Source organism: Streptomyces sp. SID5469 (genome assembly GCF_009862865.1).
GTDB lineage: Bacteria > Actinomycetota > Actinomycetes > Streptomycetales > Streptomycetaceae > Streptomyces > Streptomyces avermitilis.
The window spans coordinates 7,612,137-7,629,947 of record NZ_WWIN01000001.1 but is presented as its reverse complement, the minus strand read 5'-3'; the positions used below and the strand labels follow the sequence as shown (position 1 = coordinate 7,629,947).

Annotated in this window: 13 protein-coding genes; 9 read left to right on the top strand and 4 right to left on the bottom strand. The window is 70.8% G+C overall.

Annotated elements, in window-relative coordinates; all coding sequences use genetic code 11:
- The first annotated feature begins 98 nt into the window (after nt 1-98).
- The 7 genes from GTY58_RS33055 to GTY58_RS33025 all read left to right on the top strand — a co-directional run bounded on the left by GTY58_RS33055 (nt 99) and on the right by GTY58_RS33025 (nt 7,580).
- On the top strand, nt 99-908 hold the full coding sequence (locus GTY58_RS33055; protein WP_010987759.1) for an NAD(P)-dependent oxidoreductase: 810 nt from the start codon (nt 99-101) through the stop codon (nt 906-908).
- 266 nt (nt 909-1,174) lie between these two features.
- Nucleotides 1,175-1,954, top strand: a complete 780-nt coding sequence (locus GTY58_RS33050) for a DeoR/GlpR family DNA-binding transcription regulator (protein ID WP_037646858.1) — start codon at nt 1,175-1,177, stop codon at nt 1,952-1,954.
- A 110-nt stretch (nt 1,955-2,064) separates the two neighbouring features.
- The gene (locus GTY58_RS33045; RefSeq protein ID WP_010987757.1) at nt 2,065-3,435 is read left to right on the top strand and encodes a sugar ABC transporter substrate-binding protein; all 1,371 of its coding nucleotides are present in this window, start codon (nt 2,065-2,067) and stop codon (nt 3,433-3,435) included.
- Nucleotides 3,432-4,370 (top strand): sugar ABC transporter permease, encoded by a 939-nt coding sequence (locus GTY58_RS33040; RefSeq protein WP_010987756.1) that lies wholly within the window; start codon nt 3,432-3,434, stop codon nt 4,368-4,370. Before GTY58_RS33045 ends, GTY58_RS33040 begins: the two co-directional genes overlap by 4 nt.
- Complete coding sequence (locus GTY58_RS33035) at nt 4,367-5,236, top strand: carbohydrate ABC transporter permease (protein ID WP_010987755.1); 870 nt, start codon at nt 4,367-4,369, stop codon at nt 5,234-5,236. The genes GTY58_RS33040 and GTY58_RS33035 overlap by 4 nt, the downstream gene beginning before the upstream one ends.
- Entirely contained in the window at nt 5,233-6,222 is a 990-nt protein-coding gene (locus GTY58_RS33030) for a zinc-dependent alcohol dehydrogenase family protein (protein WP_010987754.1), read from the top strand. Before GTY58_RS33035 ends, GTY58_RS33030 begins: the two co-directional genes overlap by 4 nt.
- A 158-nt stretch (nt 6,223-6,380) precedes the next feature.
- Nucleotides 6,381-7,580 (top strand): TerD family protein, encoded by a 1,200-nt coding sequence (locus GTY58_RS33025; RefSeq protein WP_174514638.1) that lies wholly within the window; start codon nt 6,381-6,383, stop codon nt 7,578-7,580.
- Between the two features lie 62 nt (nt 7,581-7,642).
- Here the strand turns inward: GTY58_RS33025 and GTY58_RS33020 are convergent, their stop codons facing one another.
- Complete coding sequence (locus GTY58_RS33020) at nt 7,643-8,248, bottom strand: TetR/AcrR family transcriptional regulator (RefSeq protein WP_010987752.1); 606 nt, start codon at nt 8,246-8,248, stop codon at nt 7,643-7,645.
- Between the two features lie 137 nt (nt 8,249-8,385).
- Between GTY58_RS33020 and GTY58_RS33015 the strand changes: the two genes are divergently transcribed.
- Entirely contained in the window at nt 8,386-9,840 is a 1,455-nt protein-coding gene (locus tag GTY58_RS33015; protein WP_010987751.1) for an MFS transporter, read from the top strand.
- Between the two features lie 81 nt (nt 9,841-9,921).
- On the opposite strand, the gene GTY58_RS33010 is transcribed toward GTY58_RS33015, so the two are convergent.
- From GTY58_RS33010 to GTY58_RS33000, 3 genes are all read right to left on the bottom strand, one after another.
- Entirely contained in the window at nt 9,922-11,505 is a 1,584-nt protein-coding gene (locus tag GTY58_RS33010; protein ID WP_010987750.1) for a TROVE domain-containing protein, read from the bottom strand.
- A gap of 495 nt (nt 11,506-12,000) precedes the next feature.
- Nucleotides 12,001-13,470 (bottom strand): alkaline phosphatase PhoX, encoded by a 1,470-nt coding sequence (locus tag GTY58_RS33005; RefSeq protein ID WP_010987749.1) that lies wholly within the window; start codon nt 13,468-13,470, stop codon nt 12,001-12,003.
- Nucleotides 13,471-14,041: 571 nt separating this feature from the next.
- Nucleotides 14,042-15,487 carry a hypothetical protein gene (locus GTY58_RS33000; protein ID WP_010987748.1) on the bottom strand — a complete coding sequence of 482 codons (1,446 nt, stop codon included), beginning with the start codon at nt 15,485-15,487 and terminating at the stop codon, nt 14,042-14,044.
- Between the two features lie 358 nt (nt 15,488-15,845).
- Between GTY58_RS33000 and GTY58_RS32995 the strand changes: the two genes are divergently transcribed.
- Nucleotides 15,846-17,672, top strand: a complete 1,827-nt coding sequence (locus GTY58_RS32995) for an endonuclease/exonuclease/phosphatase family protein (RefSeq protein WP_010987747.1) — start codon at nt 15,846-15,848, stop codon at nt 17,670-17,672.
- Nucleotides 17,673-17,811: the final 139 nt, after the last annotated feature.

Below are 17,811 nucleotides of genomic sequence, written 5' to 3'. Positions count from 1 at the left end.
TCACCCCTCCATAGCGTGTCCACGCATGTGAATTTCGTACATACATACGGCTGACCATGTGGCTGGACATACGGCTGCCGATCCAAGGAGACCCGAGGATGCCCGCTCCCCGCACCGTTCTGCTCACCGGCGCCGCCGGCGGACTCGGCACCCTGATGCGGGGACTGCTGCCGCGGTACGGCTACGAACTGCGTCTCCTCGACCTGCTGCCGATCGAGGGCGAGCCGGACGCGATCACCGCGGACCTCGGGGACAAGGAGGCGCTGCGCGAGGCCGTACGGGGCGTCGACGCGGTCATCCACCTCGCGGGCATCTCCCTGGAGTCCTCCTTCGACAAGATCCTGAAGGCGAACATCGAGGGCACGTACAACCTGTACGAGGCCGCGCGCGAGGAAGGCGTACGCCGGATCGTCTTCGCCTCCTCCAACCACGCGATCGGCTTCACTCCCCGGCCCCGGGGCGACGACCCCCTGATCCCGGTCGACACCCCGCGCCGCCCGGACACGTTCTACGGCCTGTCCAAGTCGTTCGGCGAGGACCTGGCCCAGTTCTACTGGGACAAGCACGGCCTGGAGACGGTCTCCGTGCGCATCGGCTCCTGCTTCGCCGAGCCCACGAGCGTGCGCATGCTCTCGGTCTGGATGAGCCCCGAGGACGGCGCCCGCCTCTTCCACGCGGCCCTGACCGCCGAGGACGTACGGCACACCGTCGTCCACGGCTCGTCCGCGAACACCCGCCTGTGGTGGGACCTCTCGACCGCCCGCGCGCTCGGCTACCAGCCGCAGGACGACTCCGAGCCGTACGCCGAGAAGCTCATCGCCGAACAGGGCGAGCTGGACCCGGACAACCCGGCCCACGACCACCTGGGCGGCCACTTCACCACCGACCCGCCGGTCTGGCCGTACTGACGCGGCCGGAACACGGGCACACAGAGGCGGGCGGGCACCGAACGGGCCCGCCCGCCGTGCTGTTCGGGCACGGAAGCTGCCCGATCCCACTCCCCACCCGGCTCCACCCCAGGTCCGCGACGGGCGGCGGTTTCGCCAAGCAGGCACATTCGGGCGCGGTCGGACCTGCAACAGGCCTGGTCAGTGCCGCGCACCCGCTGTAGAACTTCCCCCATGGGCCCCACCGGGCCCGAACGGGCAGTGCGCACAGGGAGCAGGTGGCGGCCATGGCGGCGAAGACGACGCGGACCGCGGAGGAACGGCAGCGCGAGATCGTCCGGGCCGCCCGGGTCACGGGTTCGGTCGACGTCACCGCGCTCGCCGCCGAACTGGGCGTGGCCAAGGAGACCGTACGCCGGGATCTGCGCGCACTGGAGGACCACGGCCTGCTCCGCCGCACCCACGGCGGCGCCTACCCCGTCGAGAGCGCCGGCTTCGAGACGACGCTCGCCTTCCGCGCCACCAGTCACGTACCCGAGAAGCGCCGGATCGCGGCCGCCGCGGCCGAGCTCCTCGGGGACGCCGAGACCGTCTTCGTCGACGAGGGCTTCACCCCCCAGCTGATCGCCGAGGCGCTGCCCAGGGACCGGCCGCTGACCGTGGTCACCGCGTCACTGGCCACCGCGGGAGCGCTCGCGGAGGCCGAGAACACCAGCGTGCTGCTGCTGGGCGGCCGGGTCAGGCCGGGCACGCTCGCGACCGTCGACCACTGGACGACGAAAATGCTGGCCGGGTTCGTCATCGATCTGGCGTACATCGGCGCGAACGGCATCTCGCGCGAACACGGACTGACCACCCCCGACCCGGCGGTCAGCGAGGTGAAGGCCCAGGCGATCCGGGCGTCCCGGCGTACGGTCTTCGCGGGCGTGCACACCAAGTTCGGGGCGGTCAGCTTCTGCCGGTTCGCGGAGGTCGGCGACCTGGAGGCGATCGTCACGAGCACCCTGCTGCCGACGTCCGAGGCACACCGCTACTCACTGCGGGGACCCCAGGTCATCCGCGTCTGACATTCCCACCGACCCGCACGAGCGCGTACGAAAACCCGACTCACTCGGTCTTCAGGGCACCCCCATGCCGGCAAGCACCCCATAACTCCCCATACGTCCAGGAGCGATCCATGCGAACCCAGAGCCGACGGAGGCCGCGAGCCACGCTCGCCATGGCCGCCGCAGGGACGCTGCTCGCCCCGCTGCTTTCCGGCTGTTGGGTCGGAGCAGGCGGGTCCGGTTCCGGCGGTGACTCCATCAACGTGTTGATGGTCAACAACCCGCAGATGGTGGAGCTGCAAAAGCTCACCGCCACGAACTTCACCAAGAAGACCGGCATCAGGGTGAACTTCACCGTCCTGCCGGAGAACGACGTCCGCGACAAGATCAGCCAGGATTTCGCCAACCAGGCGGGCCAGTACGACGTCGCCACCCTCAGCAACTACGAGATCCCGATCTACGCCAGGAACGGCTGGCTGCACTCCATGGACGGCTACGTCCGGGGCGACACCGCGTTCGACCAGCAGGACATCCTCAAGCCGATGCGCCAGTCGCTGACCGGCGACGACGGCCGGCTCTACGGGCAGCCCTTCTACGGCGAGTCGTCCTTCCTGATGTACCGCAAGGACGTGTTCGCCGAGAAGGGGCTGAAAATGCCCGCGCACCCGACCTGGGAGCAGGTGAACAAGCTGGCCACGGACGTGGACGGCGCCCAGTCCGGCATGAAGGGCATCTGTCTGCGCGGACTGCCCGGCTGGGGCGAGGTCATGGCACCGCTGACCACGGTCGTGAACACCTTCGGCGGCACCTGGTTCGACAAGAACTGGAAGGCGCGCCTGGACTCCCCCGAGTTCGAGAAGGCGACGCGGTTCTACGTGGACCTCGTCCGCGCCCACGGCGAGTCCGGCGCGGCCCAGTCCGGCTTCGCCGAGTGCCTCAACAACATGACGCAGGGCAAGGTCGCCATGTGGTACGACGCCACGTCCGCGGCGGGTTCCCTGGAGTCGGCCAAGTCACCGGTCAAGGGCAAGATCGGCTACGTACCCGCACCGGTCGAGAAGACCAGGTCGTCCGGCTGGCTCTACACCTGGGCCTGGGGCATGCAGAAGGCGTCCCGCAACCCGGACAAGGCCTGGAAGTTCGTCTCCTGGGCGTCGAGCAAGGAGTACGAGCAGCTCGTCGGCGACACGGTCGGCTGGTCGGACGTCCCCGCGGGCAAGCGGGCGTCGACGTACACGAACCCCGACTACCGCAAGGAGGCCGGCGCCTTCCAGGAGATGACCCGCGAGGCCATCGAGGGCGCCCGGCCCACCGACCCCGGTGTGCAGCCCCGCCCCGCGCCCGGCATCCAGTTCGTCGGCATCCCCGAGTTCACCGACCTCGGCACCAAGGTCTCCCAGGAGATCAGCGCGGCCATCGCCGGACGCCAGTCCGTCGACTCGGCCCTGAAGAAGTCCCAGAAGCTCGCCGAGCAGATCTCGAAGGAGTACGAGGGACGATGACCGCCACGACAACGGCCCCCGTGGCCGCCGCTCCCGTCCGCACGACGCGGCAGCCCTCCACCCGGCTGCGCGCCTGGGCCACCCGGGCCCCGCTCCTGCCCGCCCTGATCTTCATGATCGCCGTGACCCAGCTGCCGTTCGTGGCCACGCTGGTGATCTCCTTCTTCGACTGGAACGCGCTCTACCCGAAGGCCCGCCACTTCACGGGCGTCGACAACTACCACCAGGTCCTGGCCGACCCGGACCTGCGCCACTCGGTGTGGACGACGATCCTGCTGACGGTCACCGTGGTGCTCGCCTGCCTGGTCCTGGGCCTGGGCCTCGCCCTCCTCCTGGACCGCAGGTTCCGGGGCCGGGGCGTCGTCCGTACGCTCCTGATCGCGCCCTTCCTGGTGGTCCCGGTGGCGGCGGCCCTCCTGTGGAAGCACGTGCTCTACAACCCCGAGTACGGCCTTCTCAACGGCCTGCTGCACTACGTGGGCGGTCCCCAGCCGGACTGGATCTCCAACACCCCGCTGCTCGCGGTCGAGGCCTCCCTGGTGTGGCAGTGGACGCCCTTCATGATGCTGATCCTGCTGGCGGGTCTGCAGAGCCGCGACCAGCAGCAGATCGAGGCGGCGCGGGTCGACGGGGCGAGCGACTGGCAGATCTTCCGCCACCTGACGCTCCCGCATCTGCGCCGCTACCTCGAACTGGGCGCGCTGCTCGGCTCGATCTACATCGTGCAGAACTTCGACGCGGTCTTCACCATCACCTCGGGCGGCCTGGGCACCGCGAACCTGCCCTACACCGTCTACCAGAGCTTCTACCAGGCCCACGAGAACGGCCTCGCCTCGGCCGCCGGCGTCCTGGTCGTCATCGGCTCGATCATCATCGCCACCTTCGCGCTGCGCGTGGTGTCGTCCCTGTTCCGCGAGGAGGTGTCCCGCGCATGAGTGCCACCGCGCCACGCGTACGACCCGTACGCCCCGTACGCACCCGTCTCACCCGGGGAGCGGGCCTGGGCCTGGTGGCCTGGCTGCTCGGTCTGCTGTTCTTCCTGCCCATCGCCTGGATGGCGCTGACGTCCTTCCACTCGGAGTCGGACGCGGCGACCAATCCCCCCTCGTTCGGCGCCGCCCTCACCCTCGACGGCTACCGCGACTTCTTCGGCACGGGAGGCGGCGCGAGCCCCTGGCCGGCGCTGGTCAACTCCCTGGTGGCGTCGCTGGTCTCGACGCTCTGCGTGCTGCTGCTGGCCTTCCCGGCGGCGTACGCGCTCTCGATCCGCCCGGTGAAGAAGTGGACGGACGTCCTGTTCTTCTTCCTGTCGACGAAGATGCTGCCGGTCGTGGCGGGCCTGCTCCCGATCTACCTGTTCGCGAAGAACACCGGAATGCTGGACAACATCTGGCTCCTGGTCATCCTCTACACCTCCATGAACCTGCCGATCGCGGTGTGGATGATGCAGTCGTTCCTCGCCGAGGTGCCGGTGGCGGTGATCGAGGCGGCGCAGATCGACGGCGCGAAACTGCCGACGATCCTGGCCCGGGTCGTAGCCCCCATAGCCCTCCCCGGCATCGCCGCCACGGCCCTGATCTGCTTCATCTTCAGCTGGAACGAGCTGCTGTTCGCCCGGGTGCTCACCGGTGTGGTCGCCGAGACCGCCCCGGTCTTCCTGACCGGCTTCATCACCAGCCAGGGCCTGTTCCTGGCCAAGGTGTGCGCCGCGTCGCTCGTCATCTCCCTGCCGGTGCTCGCCGCGGGGTTCGCCGCCCAGGACAAACTGGTCCAGGGCCTGTCACTGGGAGCCGTGAAATGAAGGCCGCCGTCATCGAGTCCGTGGGCAAGGCCGTCGTCGCCGAGGTCCCGGACCCGACGCCAGGGCCCCGGGAGGTCGTCGTCGAGGTCGCGGCCTGCGGGCTGTGCGGCACCGATCTGCACATCCTCCAGGGCGAGTTCGCGCCCAAGCTGCCGATCGTGCCGGGGCACGAGTTCGCGGGCGAGGTGGTCGGGCTGGGCACCCAGGTCACCGAGGTGTCGGTCGGCGACCGGGTGGCGGTGGACCCGTCCCTCTACTGCTACGAGTGCCGGTACTGCCGTACGGGCCACAACAACCTCTGCGAGCGCTGGGCGGCGATCGGGGTGACGACGGCGGGCGGCGCGGCGCGGTACGCGGTGGCTCCGGTCGCCAACTGCGTCAAGCTCCCCGAACACGTCCGCACCCAGGACGCGGCCCTGATCGAGCCGCTGTCCTGCGCGGTCCGCGGCTACGACGTCCTGCGGTCCCGGCTCGGCGCGCACGTCCTGGTCTACGGCTCCGGAACGATGGGGCTGATGATGCTGGAGCTGGCCAAGCGGACGGGCGCGGCGAGCGTGGACGTGGTGGACGTGAACCCGGCACGCCTGACGACGGCCCGGCAGCTGGGTGTCTCCGGCTCCGCCGCGAACGCCGACGAACTGGACCGGCCGCAGGGGTGGGACGTCGTGGTGGACGCGACGGGCAACGCGGCGGCGATCCAGGACGGCCTCGGCCGGGTGGCGAAGGCGGGTACGTTCCTCCAGTTCGGGGTCGCGGACTACGCGACGCGCGTGACGATCGACCCGTACCGCATCTACAACCAGGAGATCACGATCACCGGTTCGATGGCCGTGCTGCACAGCTTCGAACGGGCGGCGGAGCTGTTCGCCGGAGGCGTCCTCGATCCGGACGTCTTCATCAGCGACCGCATCCCGCTGGCGCGGTATCCCCAGGCGCTGGAGCAGTTCGCGTCGGGGGTGGGGAGGAAGATCGTGGTGGTGCCGTAGCACCGCGGCGCGGGTTTCCGCCCCCGGCGCCCCCTGCTCATTCCCATCCCTCGCGACGGAAATGAGCGGGGCGGCGGGGGCGGAATCCTCCGGGCAGCAAAACCCGTAGGTAAGGGAACGGCAAAGCGCCCTCGCTCGTTACCCCAGTCATGACAGCTATGACCCCCGGCTCGAACATCCCTCTCCCCGTCACCCGCGTGACGGTGGACGTCGCCGCCCCCGTGCGGCTCGACGTTTCGGGCCTGCTGCTCACCGCCGACGGCAAGGTGCGCTCCGACGACGACTTCATCTTCTACAACCAGCCCACCGGCCCGGGCGTGACCTACCGCTCGGGTGGCGGCACCTCCCCGGACGCGATCACGGTCGACACCACCGCCGTCCCCCCGGGCATCGAGAAGATCGTCGTGACCGCGAGCCCGGACGCCGCCGGCCAGACCTTCCAGGGCATCGAACCCACGGCCACGCTCCGCAACGCGGACGACAACTCCGTACTGGCCACGTTCACGCCCCCGCAGCTCGGCACGGAGACGGCACTGGTGGTCGTGGAGATCTACCAGCGCAACGGAGCGTGGAAGGCCCGCGCGGTGGGCCAGGGGTATGCGAACGGCTTGGCGGGCATCGCCACGGACTTCGGCGTCACCGTGGAGGAACCGGCCGCCGCGCCGGCGCCCGCCGTCCAGCCCCCGGTGACTGCGCCGGCCCCGCCCCTGGACCCGCGCGTCTCCGCACCCCCGGTCCCGGCCGCCCCGCCGGCACCCCCCGCGCCCGCCCCCGGCGCCGGCAAGATCAACCTGGACAAGGGCCGGGTCAGCCTCCAGAAGAACCAGACCGTCTCCCTGGTCAAGGGCGGCCGTCCCTTGCTCACCCAGGTCAAGATGGGCCTCGGCTGGGAGCCCGCGTACCGCGGCAAGGACATCGACCTGGACGCGTCGGTCATCGCGTACGGCCCGCAGCGCAACCACATCGACAGCTGCTACTTCGGCAAGCTGTCGATCGTGAACGGCGCGATCAAGCACTCCGGGGACAACCTCACGGGTGAGGGCGGAGGCGACGACGAGGTCATCGTCGTCGACCTCGGCCGTCTCCCCCAGGAGGTCACCGGCCTGGTCTTCACGGTGAACTCCTTCTCCGGCCAGAAGTTCACCGAGGTCGCCAAGGCCTACTGCCGCCTCGTGGACGCCGCCACGGACGAGGAGCTGGTCCGCTTCGACCTCACCAGCGCCGAGCCGCAGACCGGCGTCATGATGGCCAAGCTGATCAAGCAGTTCTCCGGCGAGTGGGAGATGACGGCCCTGGGCGACTTCGTGAAGTCCCGCACGGTCCGCGGCATGGTGAAGCCTTCGGCGCAGGCGCTGTAAGGGGCCGGACAACAGCCCGTACGCAGTCCGGGGCGCCCTCTTCGGAAGAGGGCGCCCCGCCGTCAGTTCTCCGGCCCCGGCCCGCCGTCCGCCCGTCGGCGTTCCGGCCGCAGCCCCTCCGTGAGCAGCGACAGATACCGCCGGATGTGCTTCCCCTCCCCGTTCGCCAGTTCCGACGCCGTGGCCACTCCGTGCGCCAGCCGCAGAATCTCGATCGGCTCGACGTCCGGCCGGACGGTCCCCTCCCGCTGGGCCGCCTCGACCAGCCGGGTCGCGGCGCCCTTCACGGAGCTGCCGCAGGCGGTGAGCACGGCGGAACTCCCGTCCGTCACGGCCGAGCCCAGCAGCGTCTTGAGCCCCCGGACCTGGATCATCCGCTCGCTCAGCTCGTTCAGCCACTCCACCAGCGCTTCACCCGGGGGCAGCCGGGCCGCGATCTCGTCCGCCCGCATCGCGATCGCCTCGATGGCGTCGACGTACACGGCCTCCAGCAGCGCCTGCCGGTTCGGGAAGTGCCGGTACAGCGTGCCCGAGCCGACCCCGGCCCGCTTGGCGATGTCGTCGAGCGACGCCCCTTCCCCATGCTCGGCGAAGGCGACCGCCGCTTCCTCGATCAGCCGCTCATAGTTGCGCCGCGCATCGGCACGCATGGGCTTGACCTGCGCCATCCAGATACTCCTTGCGAACCGGGGACCGTCTCCGTATCTTATCGAGCATTAAACGGAGACAGTCCCCGCTTATCTCTGCGGGCAGTCCGTGCTGCCCGTACCCATGTCGACCGGGGACATCAGACAGGGAGCATCCCATGTCCACCCCGTCCACCCCGCCCGCGTCCACCACCGGCCCACCGCGGGCGGACCCGCACCCCGCCAGGCTCGGTGCCGTCCTCTTCGTCATCGTCACCGCCTACTTGATGGTCGGCGTCGACTCCACCGTCGTCAACGTCGCGCTGCCCGACATCCAGCGGGACCTGCGCTTCTCGCCCACCGGTCTGTCCTGGGTCCTGAACGCCTACACGCTCGCCTTCGGCGGCCTCCTGCTGCTCGGCGGCCGGATCGGCGACATCGCGGGCCGCCGCCGCACCCTCACCTGCGGTGTCCTGCTCTTCGCCCTCTCCTCGCTGCTCGGCGGTCTCGCGGGCGAGAGCGGCTGGCTGCTCGCGGCCCGCGCCCTCCAGGGCATCGGCGCCGCCCTCACCGCCCCCAGCACCCTCGCCCTGATCACCACCAACTTCCCCGACGGCCCGCGCCGCCACCACGCCCTCGGCGTCTACACCTCGATGGCGAGCATCGGCGCCTCCATCGGGCTGATCCTGGGCGGCATGCTCACCTCCTGGGCCTCCTGGCGCTGGGCCCTGCTGATCAACGTACCGATCGGCATCGGAGTGGCCCTCGCCCTCCCCCGCTTCGTCGCCGAGACCCCGCGCCACGCGGGCCGCTTCGACGCGGCGGGCGCACTGACCGGCACGGCGGGCACGACCTCGCTGGTCTACGCGTTCATCCGGGTCTCGGAGCGGGGCTGGAGCGACACCCGGGCCCTGCTCGGCTTCACGACCGCGGCCGCGCTGCTCGCGGGCTTCGCACGGGTCGAATCCCGCGCCGGCCAGCCGATCATGCCGCTGCGTCTCTTCCGCGACCGCAACCGCGCGGGCGGCTACGCGGGCGTACTGCTGCTGCCGGCCGGCATGTTCGGCGCCTTCTACTTCCTCACGCTGTTCACCCAACAGGTCCTGGGATACGGCCCGTTGCGCGCGGGGTTCGCGTTCCTGCCGATGACGCTCGCACTGTTCGCCACCGTGCGCTTCGTGCCGCGTCTCCTCCAGCGCCACGGCGCCAAGCCGCTGCTGCTCATCGGCACGACGCTGCTCGTGGCCGCGGCCGGCTGGCTGTGGCGGCTCGAGCCCGGCGACGGCTATGTCACCGGGCTGCTCGGGCCGCTGATCCTGATGGGCATGGGCGTCGGCATGAGTTTCATGCCGCTCAACGCCACGATCCTCGCGGGCATCGAACCACGCGACGCGGGCGCGGCCTCCGGCCTGTTGCAGACCCTGCAATGGCTCGGCGGCACCCTCGGCCTGTCCGTCCTGGTCACGGTGTACGGCACGGCGACCCGGCACGCGACCGGCTCCCCGTCGGCGATCCTCACCGAGGGTGCGTCCCGGGCGTTCGGGGTGGGCTCGCTGGTAGCGGTGACCGCGCTGCTGGTCGTGGCGGTGGTCATCACCGGACGCCGGCCGAAGGATCAGCACGGCGCCCGGTAGGGGTCGACAGGCGCGCGGGCTCGCCGCCGAGGTGGGCGTACAGCACCTCGGCGGCGAGCCCGCGCCCACCCGGGGTTCGGCTCAGGCCGCCCACGGCCAGTCGGCGTCCCGCGCTCCCTCGAGCAGCGGCACCATCCGGAAGGCCGCGTCCGAGAGCCCTCCGAAGGTGTGCCGGTTCGCCGTCCCGGACGGGCCGTGGCCCGCGCGGTGGCCCGCCAGGTTCCAGGTGTAGACCGGGACGTCGGCCGGTACCTGCTCGGTCGGGTCGCCGTGATGGCTGTACGCCGCCTGCTCGTCGGTGACGATGAGCACCCGGTCGTGCTTCCGGTAGTGCCGGCGCACGGCCTCGCTGGTGTTCGTCCCGCCGAGGTCGCCGAAGCGGTCGAGCACCTTGAGCACCGACTCGCCCTTGCGGAACTTCACGGCGTTGCTGCTCGTGCCGAACTCCACCAGATCCGCGTCCGCCGCCCGCAGCGCGAGCGCCGTACCGAAGATCGCCGCGGCGTCGGCCCGGTTGAGCTCCGAACGGTCCGAAAGACGCGAGTAGAACATCGAACCCGAACGGTCCACGAGCACCAGCGTCCGGCCCGGCAGCGCGGGCACGTTGCCCAGCGAGTGGGCGAGCGCCTGCTCCAGCGGGTACGACCAGCGCAGCGACGGCGCGTGCTGGTACGCGGCGAGGTACCGGAAGGGGAACTGCCGCGAGCGCGCCACCTCCGCCGGGTCGCTGATCTTCGCGGCGACCTGGGCCGCCACCTCGTCCGAGACGCCCGCCTCGTCGAAGTTGCGCAGGTTCCGGACCAGCGCCATCGCGCCCATGGACGGGATGACCGCCTCCCAGGCCGCCTTGTCCATCGGGCCCTGCAACCAGCCGGCCAGCGCCTCCCAGGTCATGCCGGCGTCCGCCAGGCGCTGCGCGCCGTGCGCTCCGGTCACGACCTTGCGCCGCTTGGCGGGCCGCAGCTCCATCAGGTCACGGTGGGCGACGAGCACGGGCAGCGTCTTCGGGACCACGGCCGTGTCCGGGTGGTGCCGCCGGTCGAGGGCGTACTGGAACAGGTCGCCCTGCCACGGCTTGTCCGGGTCCGGCGCCGCGTGCACCAGGTTGAGGACGTCGCCGAAGCGGTAGCCCTTGGACGCGGTGTCGTACTTGAGCAGCGACTTCGCGTGGTACAGACGCCGTACGGCGTCGGCGATGCCCCGCTTCACGGGCTTGGGAACCGCGCGGCCGTACTGCGAGGTCCAGTACCCGAGCAGTTCGCCGGGCTCGTCCGGGCGTCGCAGTACGGAGGCGACGACCTCGCGGTTCGACGGGCCGTCGGTCACGCCCGCGTCGAGGCGCGCCTTGACGTACTCGGCGGCGCCGACGAGGGAGGCCGTACGGAGGTTGCCCTCGCCGCGCAGCCAGCCGAGCAGCGCGGCCGTCCACGACGGGTCGGCCACGGCCAGCTCGCGCACGAGTGCGGCGAACCGGTCGTCGCGGGCCGCGCCGGTCTCGTAGAAGGTCTGCTGCGAGACGAAGTTGGCGAGGGCGAGCAGGAACAGCTCCGAGCGCACGTCGCGCTCCTGGCCGCGGCCGCCCTGGTGGGTACGGAGCACCTGCCCCGTCGACGTCACGCGCGAGGTGGGCTGCGCCTTCGCCGTCTTCTTGTTGAATCGCGCCATGGTGAATTCCCCCGAATTCCTTTACGGCTTCTGGGCCGTGCTTTCGAGGGGAGGCGCAGCAAATGGAGCGTGCCCGAGATCAGGAGTCGGCGACGGACTAGCCAGATGCTCTACCGATTGAGCTACACCGACCCGAAGTCGATGACGGGACTTGAACCCGCAACCGTCCGATCCAATGAAGTAACCGTTGCCTGCGCACCGGGCACACACCATGTGCTGCGCCTCCCGAGATCAAAAACGGCGGCGGCATCGGATTCTGTTGCAAAGAAGTAGCCGCAGCCTGCGCACCGGGAGGTGCATGAAATTGTGCTGTCCAGAGTTCAGGTCGGCGGAACCGACATTAGGTGCTCTAACCCCTGAGCTACACCGGCGCGTTGTACCGGTGGCGGGACTCGAACCCGCGGCCGCCCCATTATCAGTGGAAGTAGGTCCTGCCTTCGCACCTGGACGTTCATCACTCTAGGAGGCGGGCCGCGGGGTGAGCCAGTGAATTAACTACCCGCGCTTCTGGCGCTTCCAGGGGCCGGTGATGGCGAGCATGATGCCCGGATCCTGGATGTTGGCGAACAGGGTCCTGCCGTCGGGCGAGAAGGTGACGCCGGTGAACTCGCTGTACGACGGCTCCGCTTCGGTGCCGCCCGCTGCGGCAGCGGCTGGTGTCAATGCGAGGTCGTTGCGGGCGATCGGGTACGTACGGCCGCTGTCGGTGGCGCCGAACAGGTGCTGGACGCCCTCGCCGTCCTCGGCGATGACGAGGCCGCCGTAGGGGGAGACGGTGATGTTGTCGGGCCCGTCGAAGGCGCCGTCGGCGGACGGGTCCCGGTTCACCCCGAGGAGCACCTTCAGGGTGAGCGTGCGGCGCTTGGGGTCGTAGAACCAGACCTGGCCGTCGTGCTGGACGGGGCTCTCCTCGCGGGCGTACGAGGAGACGATGTACACGCCGCCGTCGCCCCACCACATGCCTTCGAGTTTGCGGGCGCGGGTGACCTCTCCGGCGGCGAACTGCTTGCGGACGGACACCGTCTTGGCGTCCCGGTCCGGTACGTCCACCCAGTCGACGCCGTACACGGTGCCGATCCTGGTGGCACGGGAGAGGTCGTCGACGAACCGGCCGCCGGAGTCGAAGCACTTGAAGGCCTGGAGGGCGCCCGCGTCGTCGGCGAGGGTGCGCAGCCGGCCGTGGCCGTGCTCGAAGCCCTGCGGCGGGGTCCAGCGGTACAGGAGGCCGTTGGGAGTGGACGCGTCCTCCGTCAGGTACAGCCGGCCGCGCTTGGGGTCGACGACGACGGCCTCGTGGGCGTAACGGCCGAGAGCCTTGACGGGCTTGGGGTCCCGGTTGCGGCGGCGGTCTTCCGGATCCACCTCGAAGATGTAGCCGTGGTCCTTGGTCATGCCGTTCTGGCCGGCCCTGTCCTCGGTCTCCTCGCCGGTGAGCCAGGTGCCCCAGGGGGTGCTGCCGCCCGCGCAGTTGGTGGAGGTGCCGGCGATGCCGACCCACTCGGCGACCTTGTCGCGGCGGACCTCGACGACCGTGCAGCCGCCGGCCGCGGCCGGGTCGTAGACGAGGCCCTCGGTGAGGGGGACCGGGTACTTCCAGTTGGCGCGGGGGCCCTTGAGCTCGTGGTTGTTGACGAGGAGGGTGGCGCCCCGGGGGCCGTCGAAGGTGGCCGTGCCGTCGTGGTTGGACGGGGTGAACTCGCCCGACTCCAGCTTGGTCTTTCCGCTGTAGGTGATGACGCGGTACGAGAACCCGGCGGGCAGCGCGAGGATGCCCTTCGGGTCGGGGATCAGCGGGCCGTAACCGACGCTGCCGTGCCGGTCCGCGGATTCCTCGCCCGCGCTCTCGGTGTCGGTGGACGCGAGGGCGTTCGGCGCGGTGGCGAGGGCGCCGACGCTGCCGGCCAGGGCGACGCCGGCGCCGGTGAGCGCGGATCGTCTGGCGAAGTCCCTGCGGGTGAGCGACATGCTGTCTCCTGTGACGGTGGAGTGGGACGTCGAAGGGGGTGGCGCACCTCGTTGCGGCCACACCGTCCCGCCCGCGCCTGAACGGCAGTTGAACACGGGCCGACGTAAGGGGACCGCGTTCCGTGAATCCACCTGAGCGCCCACGCGACCGACGCCGCCGGCGAGGTCCCGCAGCCCCCTCCCCCACACCGGACAAGCCCCCACCGGCTTCCCCGCCACACCGGGCACCCCCGGCCTCCCCGCCGCCGGGCAAAGCCCCCACCAGCCTCCCCGCCGTGACGGCGAACGGCCCGACGGCGGTGTGCGACGGCGGTGCGTGACGCGAGCCGCCCGACGGCGGTACACGGCAGCCGTGCGTGACGGCGTCGGACCGGCCGCGATCCCCGCGCAGCGTGCGCGGGGCCGGAGGCCCGGGGGGAAAAAACACCGCGGACGTGGCGAATCACCGTGCCGACGCCGATGAACACCGCGGTCGCGGTGGGGGCACCGTCGCACGGAAAGGGTCAGCCCCGGCAAGCACCAGCCCCGACCCCGGCCCGCACCAACCCCGGCCCGCACCGACCCCGCAGCCTCAACCCCCTTGCTGCGACCGCGCCTTGAACGCCGCCTTCCGGGCCGCCTTCGCCACCTTCTTGTCCGGGTGCAGTCGGCCCATCGCCTCCAAGACGTCCGGCGTGGCCGGGTGGTCCACTCGCCACGCCGTCGCGAAGAAGCCGCTGTGCTGCTGGGCCAGCCCCTCCACCAGCGCCTGGAGTTCCGTCGAGTTCCCCTCGGCCGCCAGCTGCGCGGCCACCGTGTCGATGGTCAGCCAGAACACCATCGACTCCGGGGGCGCGGGCACGTCGGCCGCTCCCCGCTCCGCGAGCCAGACCCGGGCGAGGCCGCCCAGCTCCGCGTCGTCCAGCACCTCCCGAAGCGCCGGCTCCGCCTCCGTACCGACCAGTGACAGCGCCTGCTGGCAGCGCAGCCGGCGCAGTGGCGCACCCGTGTCCCCGCCCCGCGCCGCCGCCAGCAACTCCCGTGCCGCCGTGAGCGGTTCGCGCCGCGCCAGCCACTGCTCGGTCTCCGCCTGCGCCGCCATCGGCGGGAACGTGGACGTGCCGTCGAGCAGCGCGTCCGCACCCTTGTCGACCAGATCCCCCACCGCGGGCGCGCTGATCCCGGCCTCGAGCAGCCGTGCCCGCAGCCCGTACAGCCCGAGCGGTGTCAGCCGCACCATCCCGTACCGGCTGACGTCCGTGTCGTCGACCGGCGCGGCCGGCTCGTCCGCGGCGTCCTCGCCGTCCTCGGCGTCCGCCATCAGCGCCTCGTCGACCGGCCGGAACTCGACGAGCCCGATCGGCTCCAGCAGCCGGAACTGGTCGTCGAGCCGCATCATCGCGTCCGAGACCTGCTCCAGGACGTCGTTGGTGGGCTCCCCCATGTCGTCGGGCACGATCATCGACGCGGCGAGGGCCGGCAGCGGCACGGGATGGTCGCCGGGGCCCTCCTCGCCGACCGTCAGCAGATAGAGGTTCCCCAGCACTCCGTCGAGGAACTCCGCCTCCGCCTCGAGATCCCAGTCGAGTTCGGAGAAGTCGATCGTGCCGTCCTCGTCCATCGCGTCGCCGAGGTCGTCGAGATCGGGCACGCTCGCGTCGGCCAGCACCGTCTCCAGCGCCCCGAGCCACAACCCGAGCACGTCGTGCGGGCTTCCGGAGGTGAGCAGCGCGAGGTCCGGTGCCGCGGCGACCGTGCCCTCCTCCTCGTCCACGATCACGACGAGCCCCGTGTCGACAGCGACCCGCCAGGCCTCGCTCGCGAGGGCCGCCGCGTCGTCGCCCGCGAGCCCGAGCGCTTCGGCCGCCCCGGGAAGCTGCTCCTCCTCGAGTTCACCGCCGACGCCGACGCGGGTGTCCGGACCGGCCCAGCGGGCCAGGCGCGCGGCGCGGGAGAACAACGGGGTGGCGAGCGCGTCCCGCGCGAGCTCCGCTTCGGAGTGCAGCCGAACCGGCGGCAAGGAGGAGCTGTCTGACATCGGGGGGATCTCCTTGGGACGTACCTGTGGGCCGAGGGGACATCCCCGGACATACCTGCGGACCGGGGGGACGCCCCGGGCGTGCCCGCGGGGCCAAGGGGGTGCCCCGGAGAACGCGGTCTCAGCCTAGACGGATTTCCACCCATGCCGCCCGGTTCCTCTCTCCCCCGGAGGCCGCACCTGGCTGAAACCTTGACAAGTGGCCTTCCCACACACGAGATTGACGCGCGTAGAAACGAGTGGACAGTCGTGCACCTGTTCTTCTACGCGCGTCACCGACCGCCCCACCGGTCGCGCTCCCCCCACCGCACCACCCACCCTCGTCCCGGCACCCACGCATGTCCCCGGAGGGATCCCGTTGCCGAGCAAGTCTTCCGCGCGCCTCGCCGCGCTCACCGTCGCAGCCGTCTGTTCCACGGTCTCCGCGGTGGTTCTCACATCGCCCGCCCAGGCGGACAGTGTGCACATCCACGACATCCAGGGCACCACCCGGCTTTCCCCGCTCGCCGGGCAGAAGGTCACCGACGTGGCGGGCATCGTCACGGGTGTGCGGACCTACGGTTCCTCGAAGGGGTTCTGGATCCAGGACCCGGCCCCGGACGCCGACCCGGCCACCAGTGAGGGCGTCCTGGTCTTCACCAGTTCCGCCCCGAAGGTCGCCGTCGGCGACTCGGTCACGGTGTCGGGCACGGTCTCGGAGTACGTCCCGGGCGGCGCCGCGAGCGGCAACCAGTCGCTGACGGAGATCACGAAGCCGACGGTGACGGTGCTCTCCGGCGGCAACACCGTTCCGGCCCCCGCCGTCGTCGACGCGGGGTCGGTGCCGAGCCGGTACACCGCCGCCGGTGACACGGCCGCGGGCGGCTCGATCAACGGCCTCACCCTGGAGCCGGCCAAGTACGCCCTGGACTACTACGAGTCCCTTGAGGGCATGAACGTCCAGGTCGCCGACGCCCGCGTGGTCACGGCCACCGACCCGTACTCCGAGCTGTGGGTCACGGTGAAGCCGCGCGAGCACGCCAACCGCCGCGGGGGCACGGTCTACGGCTCGTACGAGTCGCAGAACACCGGCCGGCTCCAGATCCAGTCGCTGGGCTCGACCGCGGACTTCCCGACCGCGAACGTGGGTGACGAGCTCAAGGGCACCACCGCGGGCCCGCTGGACTTCAACCAGTACGGCGGCTACACGCTCGTCGCCAACCAGCTCGGCACCCTGGAGAAGGGCGGCCTGGCCCGGGAGACGACCCGTAAGCAGTCGCGCGGCGAGCTGGCCGTGGCGACGTACAACGTGGAGAACCTGGACCCGTCCGACGCCACCTTCGCGGACCACGCCGCCGCGATCGTGAACAACCTCCAGTCGCCCGACATCGTGTCCCTGGAGGAGATCCAGGACAACAACGGCGCGACGGACGACGGCACGGTCGCCGCCGACCAGACGGTGCGGAAGCTGATCGACGCGATCGTGGCGGCGGGCGGCCCGGCGTACGAATGGCGCTCCATAGACCCGGTCAACGACAAGGACGGCGGCGAGCCGGGCGGCAACATCCGCCAGGTCTTCCTCTTCAACCCGGACCGGGTGTCCTTCACCGACCGCGCGGGCGGCGACTCGACGACCGCCGTCGGCGTGACGAAGGTGCGCGGCAAGGCGCAGCTGACCGTGTCCCCGGGCCGGATCGACCCGTCCGACGCGGCCTGGAACAGCAGCCGCAAGCCGCTCGCGGGCGAGTTCGTCTTCCGCGGCAGGACGGTCTTCGTGATCGCCAACCACTTCGCCTCGAAGGGCGGCGACCAGGGGCTGGCCGCGCAGTACCAGCCGCCGGCGCGCAGCTCGGAGACGCAGCGCCACTTGCAGGCGACCGCGGTGAACGCGTTCGTCAAGGACGTCCTCGACACGCAGAAGAACGCGGACGTCATAGCCCTCGGCGACATGAACGACTTCGAGTTCTCCGACACGGCGAAGATCCTCGAGGGCGACGGCGAGCTCTGGTCGGCGATCAAGTCGCTGCCGAAGAGCGAGCGTTACACGTACGACTACCAGGGCAACAGCCAGGTCCTCGACCAGATCCTGGTCAGCCCGTCGATCCGGCGTGGCTGCGACGTCGACTACGACAGCGTCCACCTCAACTCGGAGTTCTCCGACCAGGTCAGCGACCACGACCCGCAGGTCCTGCGGTTCCGTCCGTAGCCGCGTAGTCGCCCCGGGTCCGTAGTCGCCCGACACGGACCCCAGGCGGACACCAGACGGACACCACGCGGACTGCACGCGGAAGAGCCCGGCCCCGTCGTCCGGGGGGCCGGGCTCTTCGTCCACCGAGCGCGGACGC

Coding starts and splice junctions, on each gene's coding strand:
- GTY58_RS33055 (WP_010987759.1), top strand. CDS start 99: ATGCCCGCTCCCCGCACCGTTCTGCTCACCGGCGCCGCCGGCGGACTC.
- GTY58_RS33050 (WP_037646858.1), top strand. CDS start 1,175: ATGGCGGCGAAGACGACGCGGACCGCGGAGGAACGGCAGCGCGAGATC.
- GTY58_RS33045 (WP_010987757.1), top strand. CDS start 2,065: ATGCGAACCCAGAGCCGACGGAGGCCGCGAGCCACGCTCGCCATGGCC.
- GTY58_RS33040 (WP_010987756.1), top strand. CDS start 3,432: ATGACCGCCACGACAACGGCCCCCGTGGCCGCCGCTCCCGTCCGCACG.
- GTY58_RS33035 (WP_010987755.1), top strand. CDS start 4,367: ATGAGTGCCACCGCGCCACGCGTACGACCCGTACGCCCCGTACGCACC.
- GTY58_RS33030 (WP_010987754.1), top strand. CDS start 5,233: ATGAAGGCCGCCGTCATCGAGTCCGTGGGCAAGGCCGTCGTCGCCGAG.
- GTY58_RS33025 (WP_174514638.1), top strand. CDS start 6,381: ATGACCCCCGGCTCGAACATCCCTCTCCCCGTCACCCGCGTGACGGTG.
- GTY58_RS33020 (WP_010987752.1), bottom strand. CDS start 8,248: ATGGCGCAGGTCAAGCCCATGCGTGCCGATGCGCGGCGCAACTATGAG.
- GTY58_RS33015 (WP_010987751.1), top strand. CDS start 8,386: ATGTCCACCCCGTCCACCCCGCCCGCGTCCACCACCGGCCCACCGCGG.
- GTY58_RS33010 (WP_010987750.1), bottom strand. CDS start 11,505: ATGGCGCGATTCAACAAGAAGACGGCGAAGGCGCAGCCCACCTCGCGC.
- GTY58_RS33005 (WP_010987749.1), bottom strand. CDS start 13,470: ATGTCGCTCACCCGCAGGGACTTCGCCAGACGATCCGCGCTCACCGGC.
- GTY58_RS33000 (WP_010987748.1), bottom strand. CDS start 15,487: ATGTCAGACAGCTCCTCCTTGCCGCCGGTTCGGCTGCACTCCGAAGCG.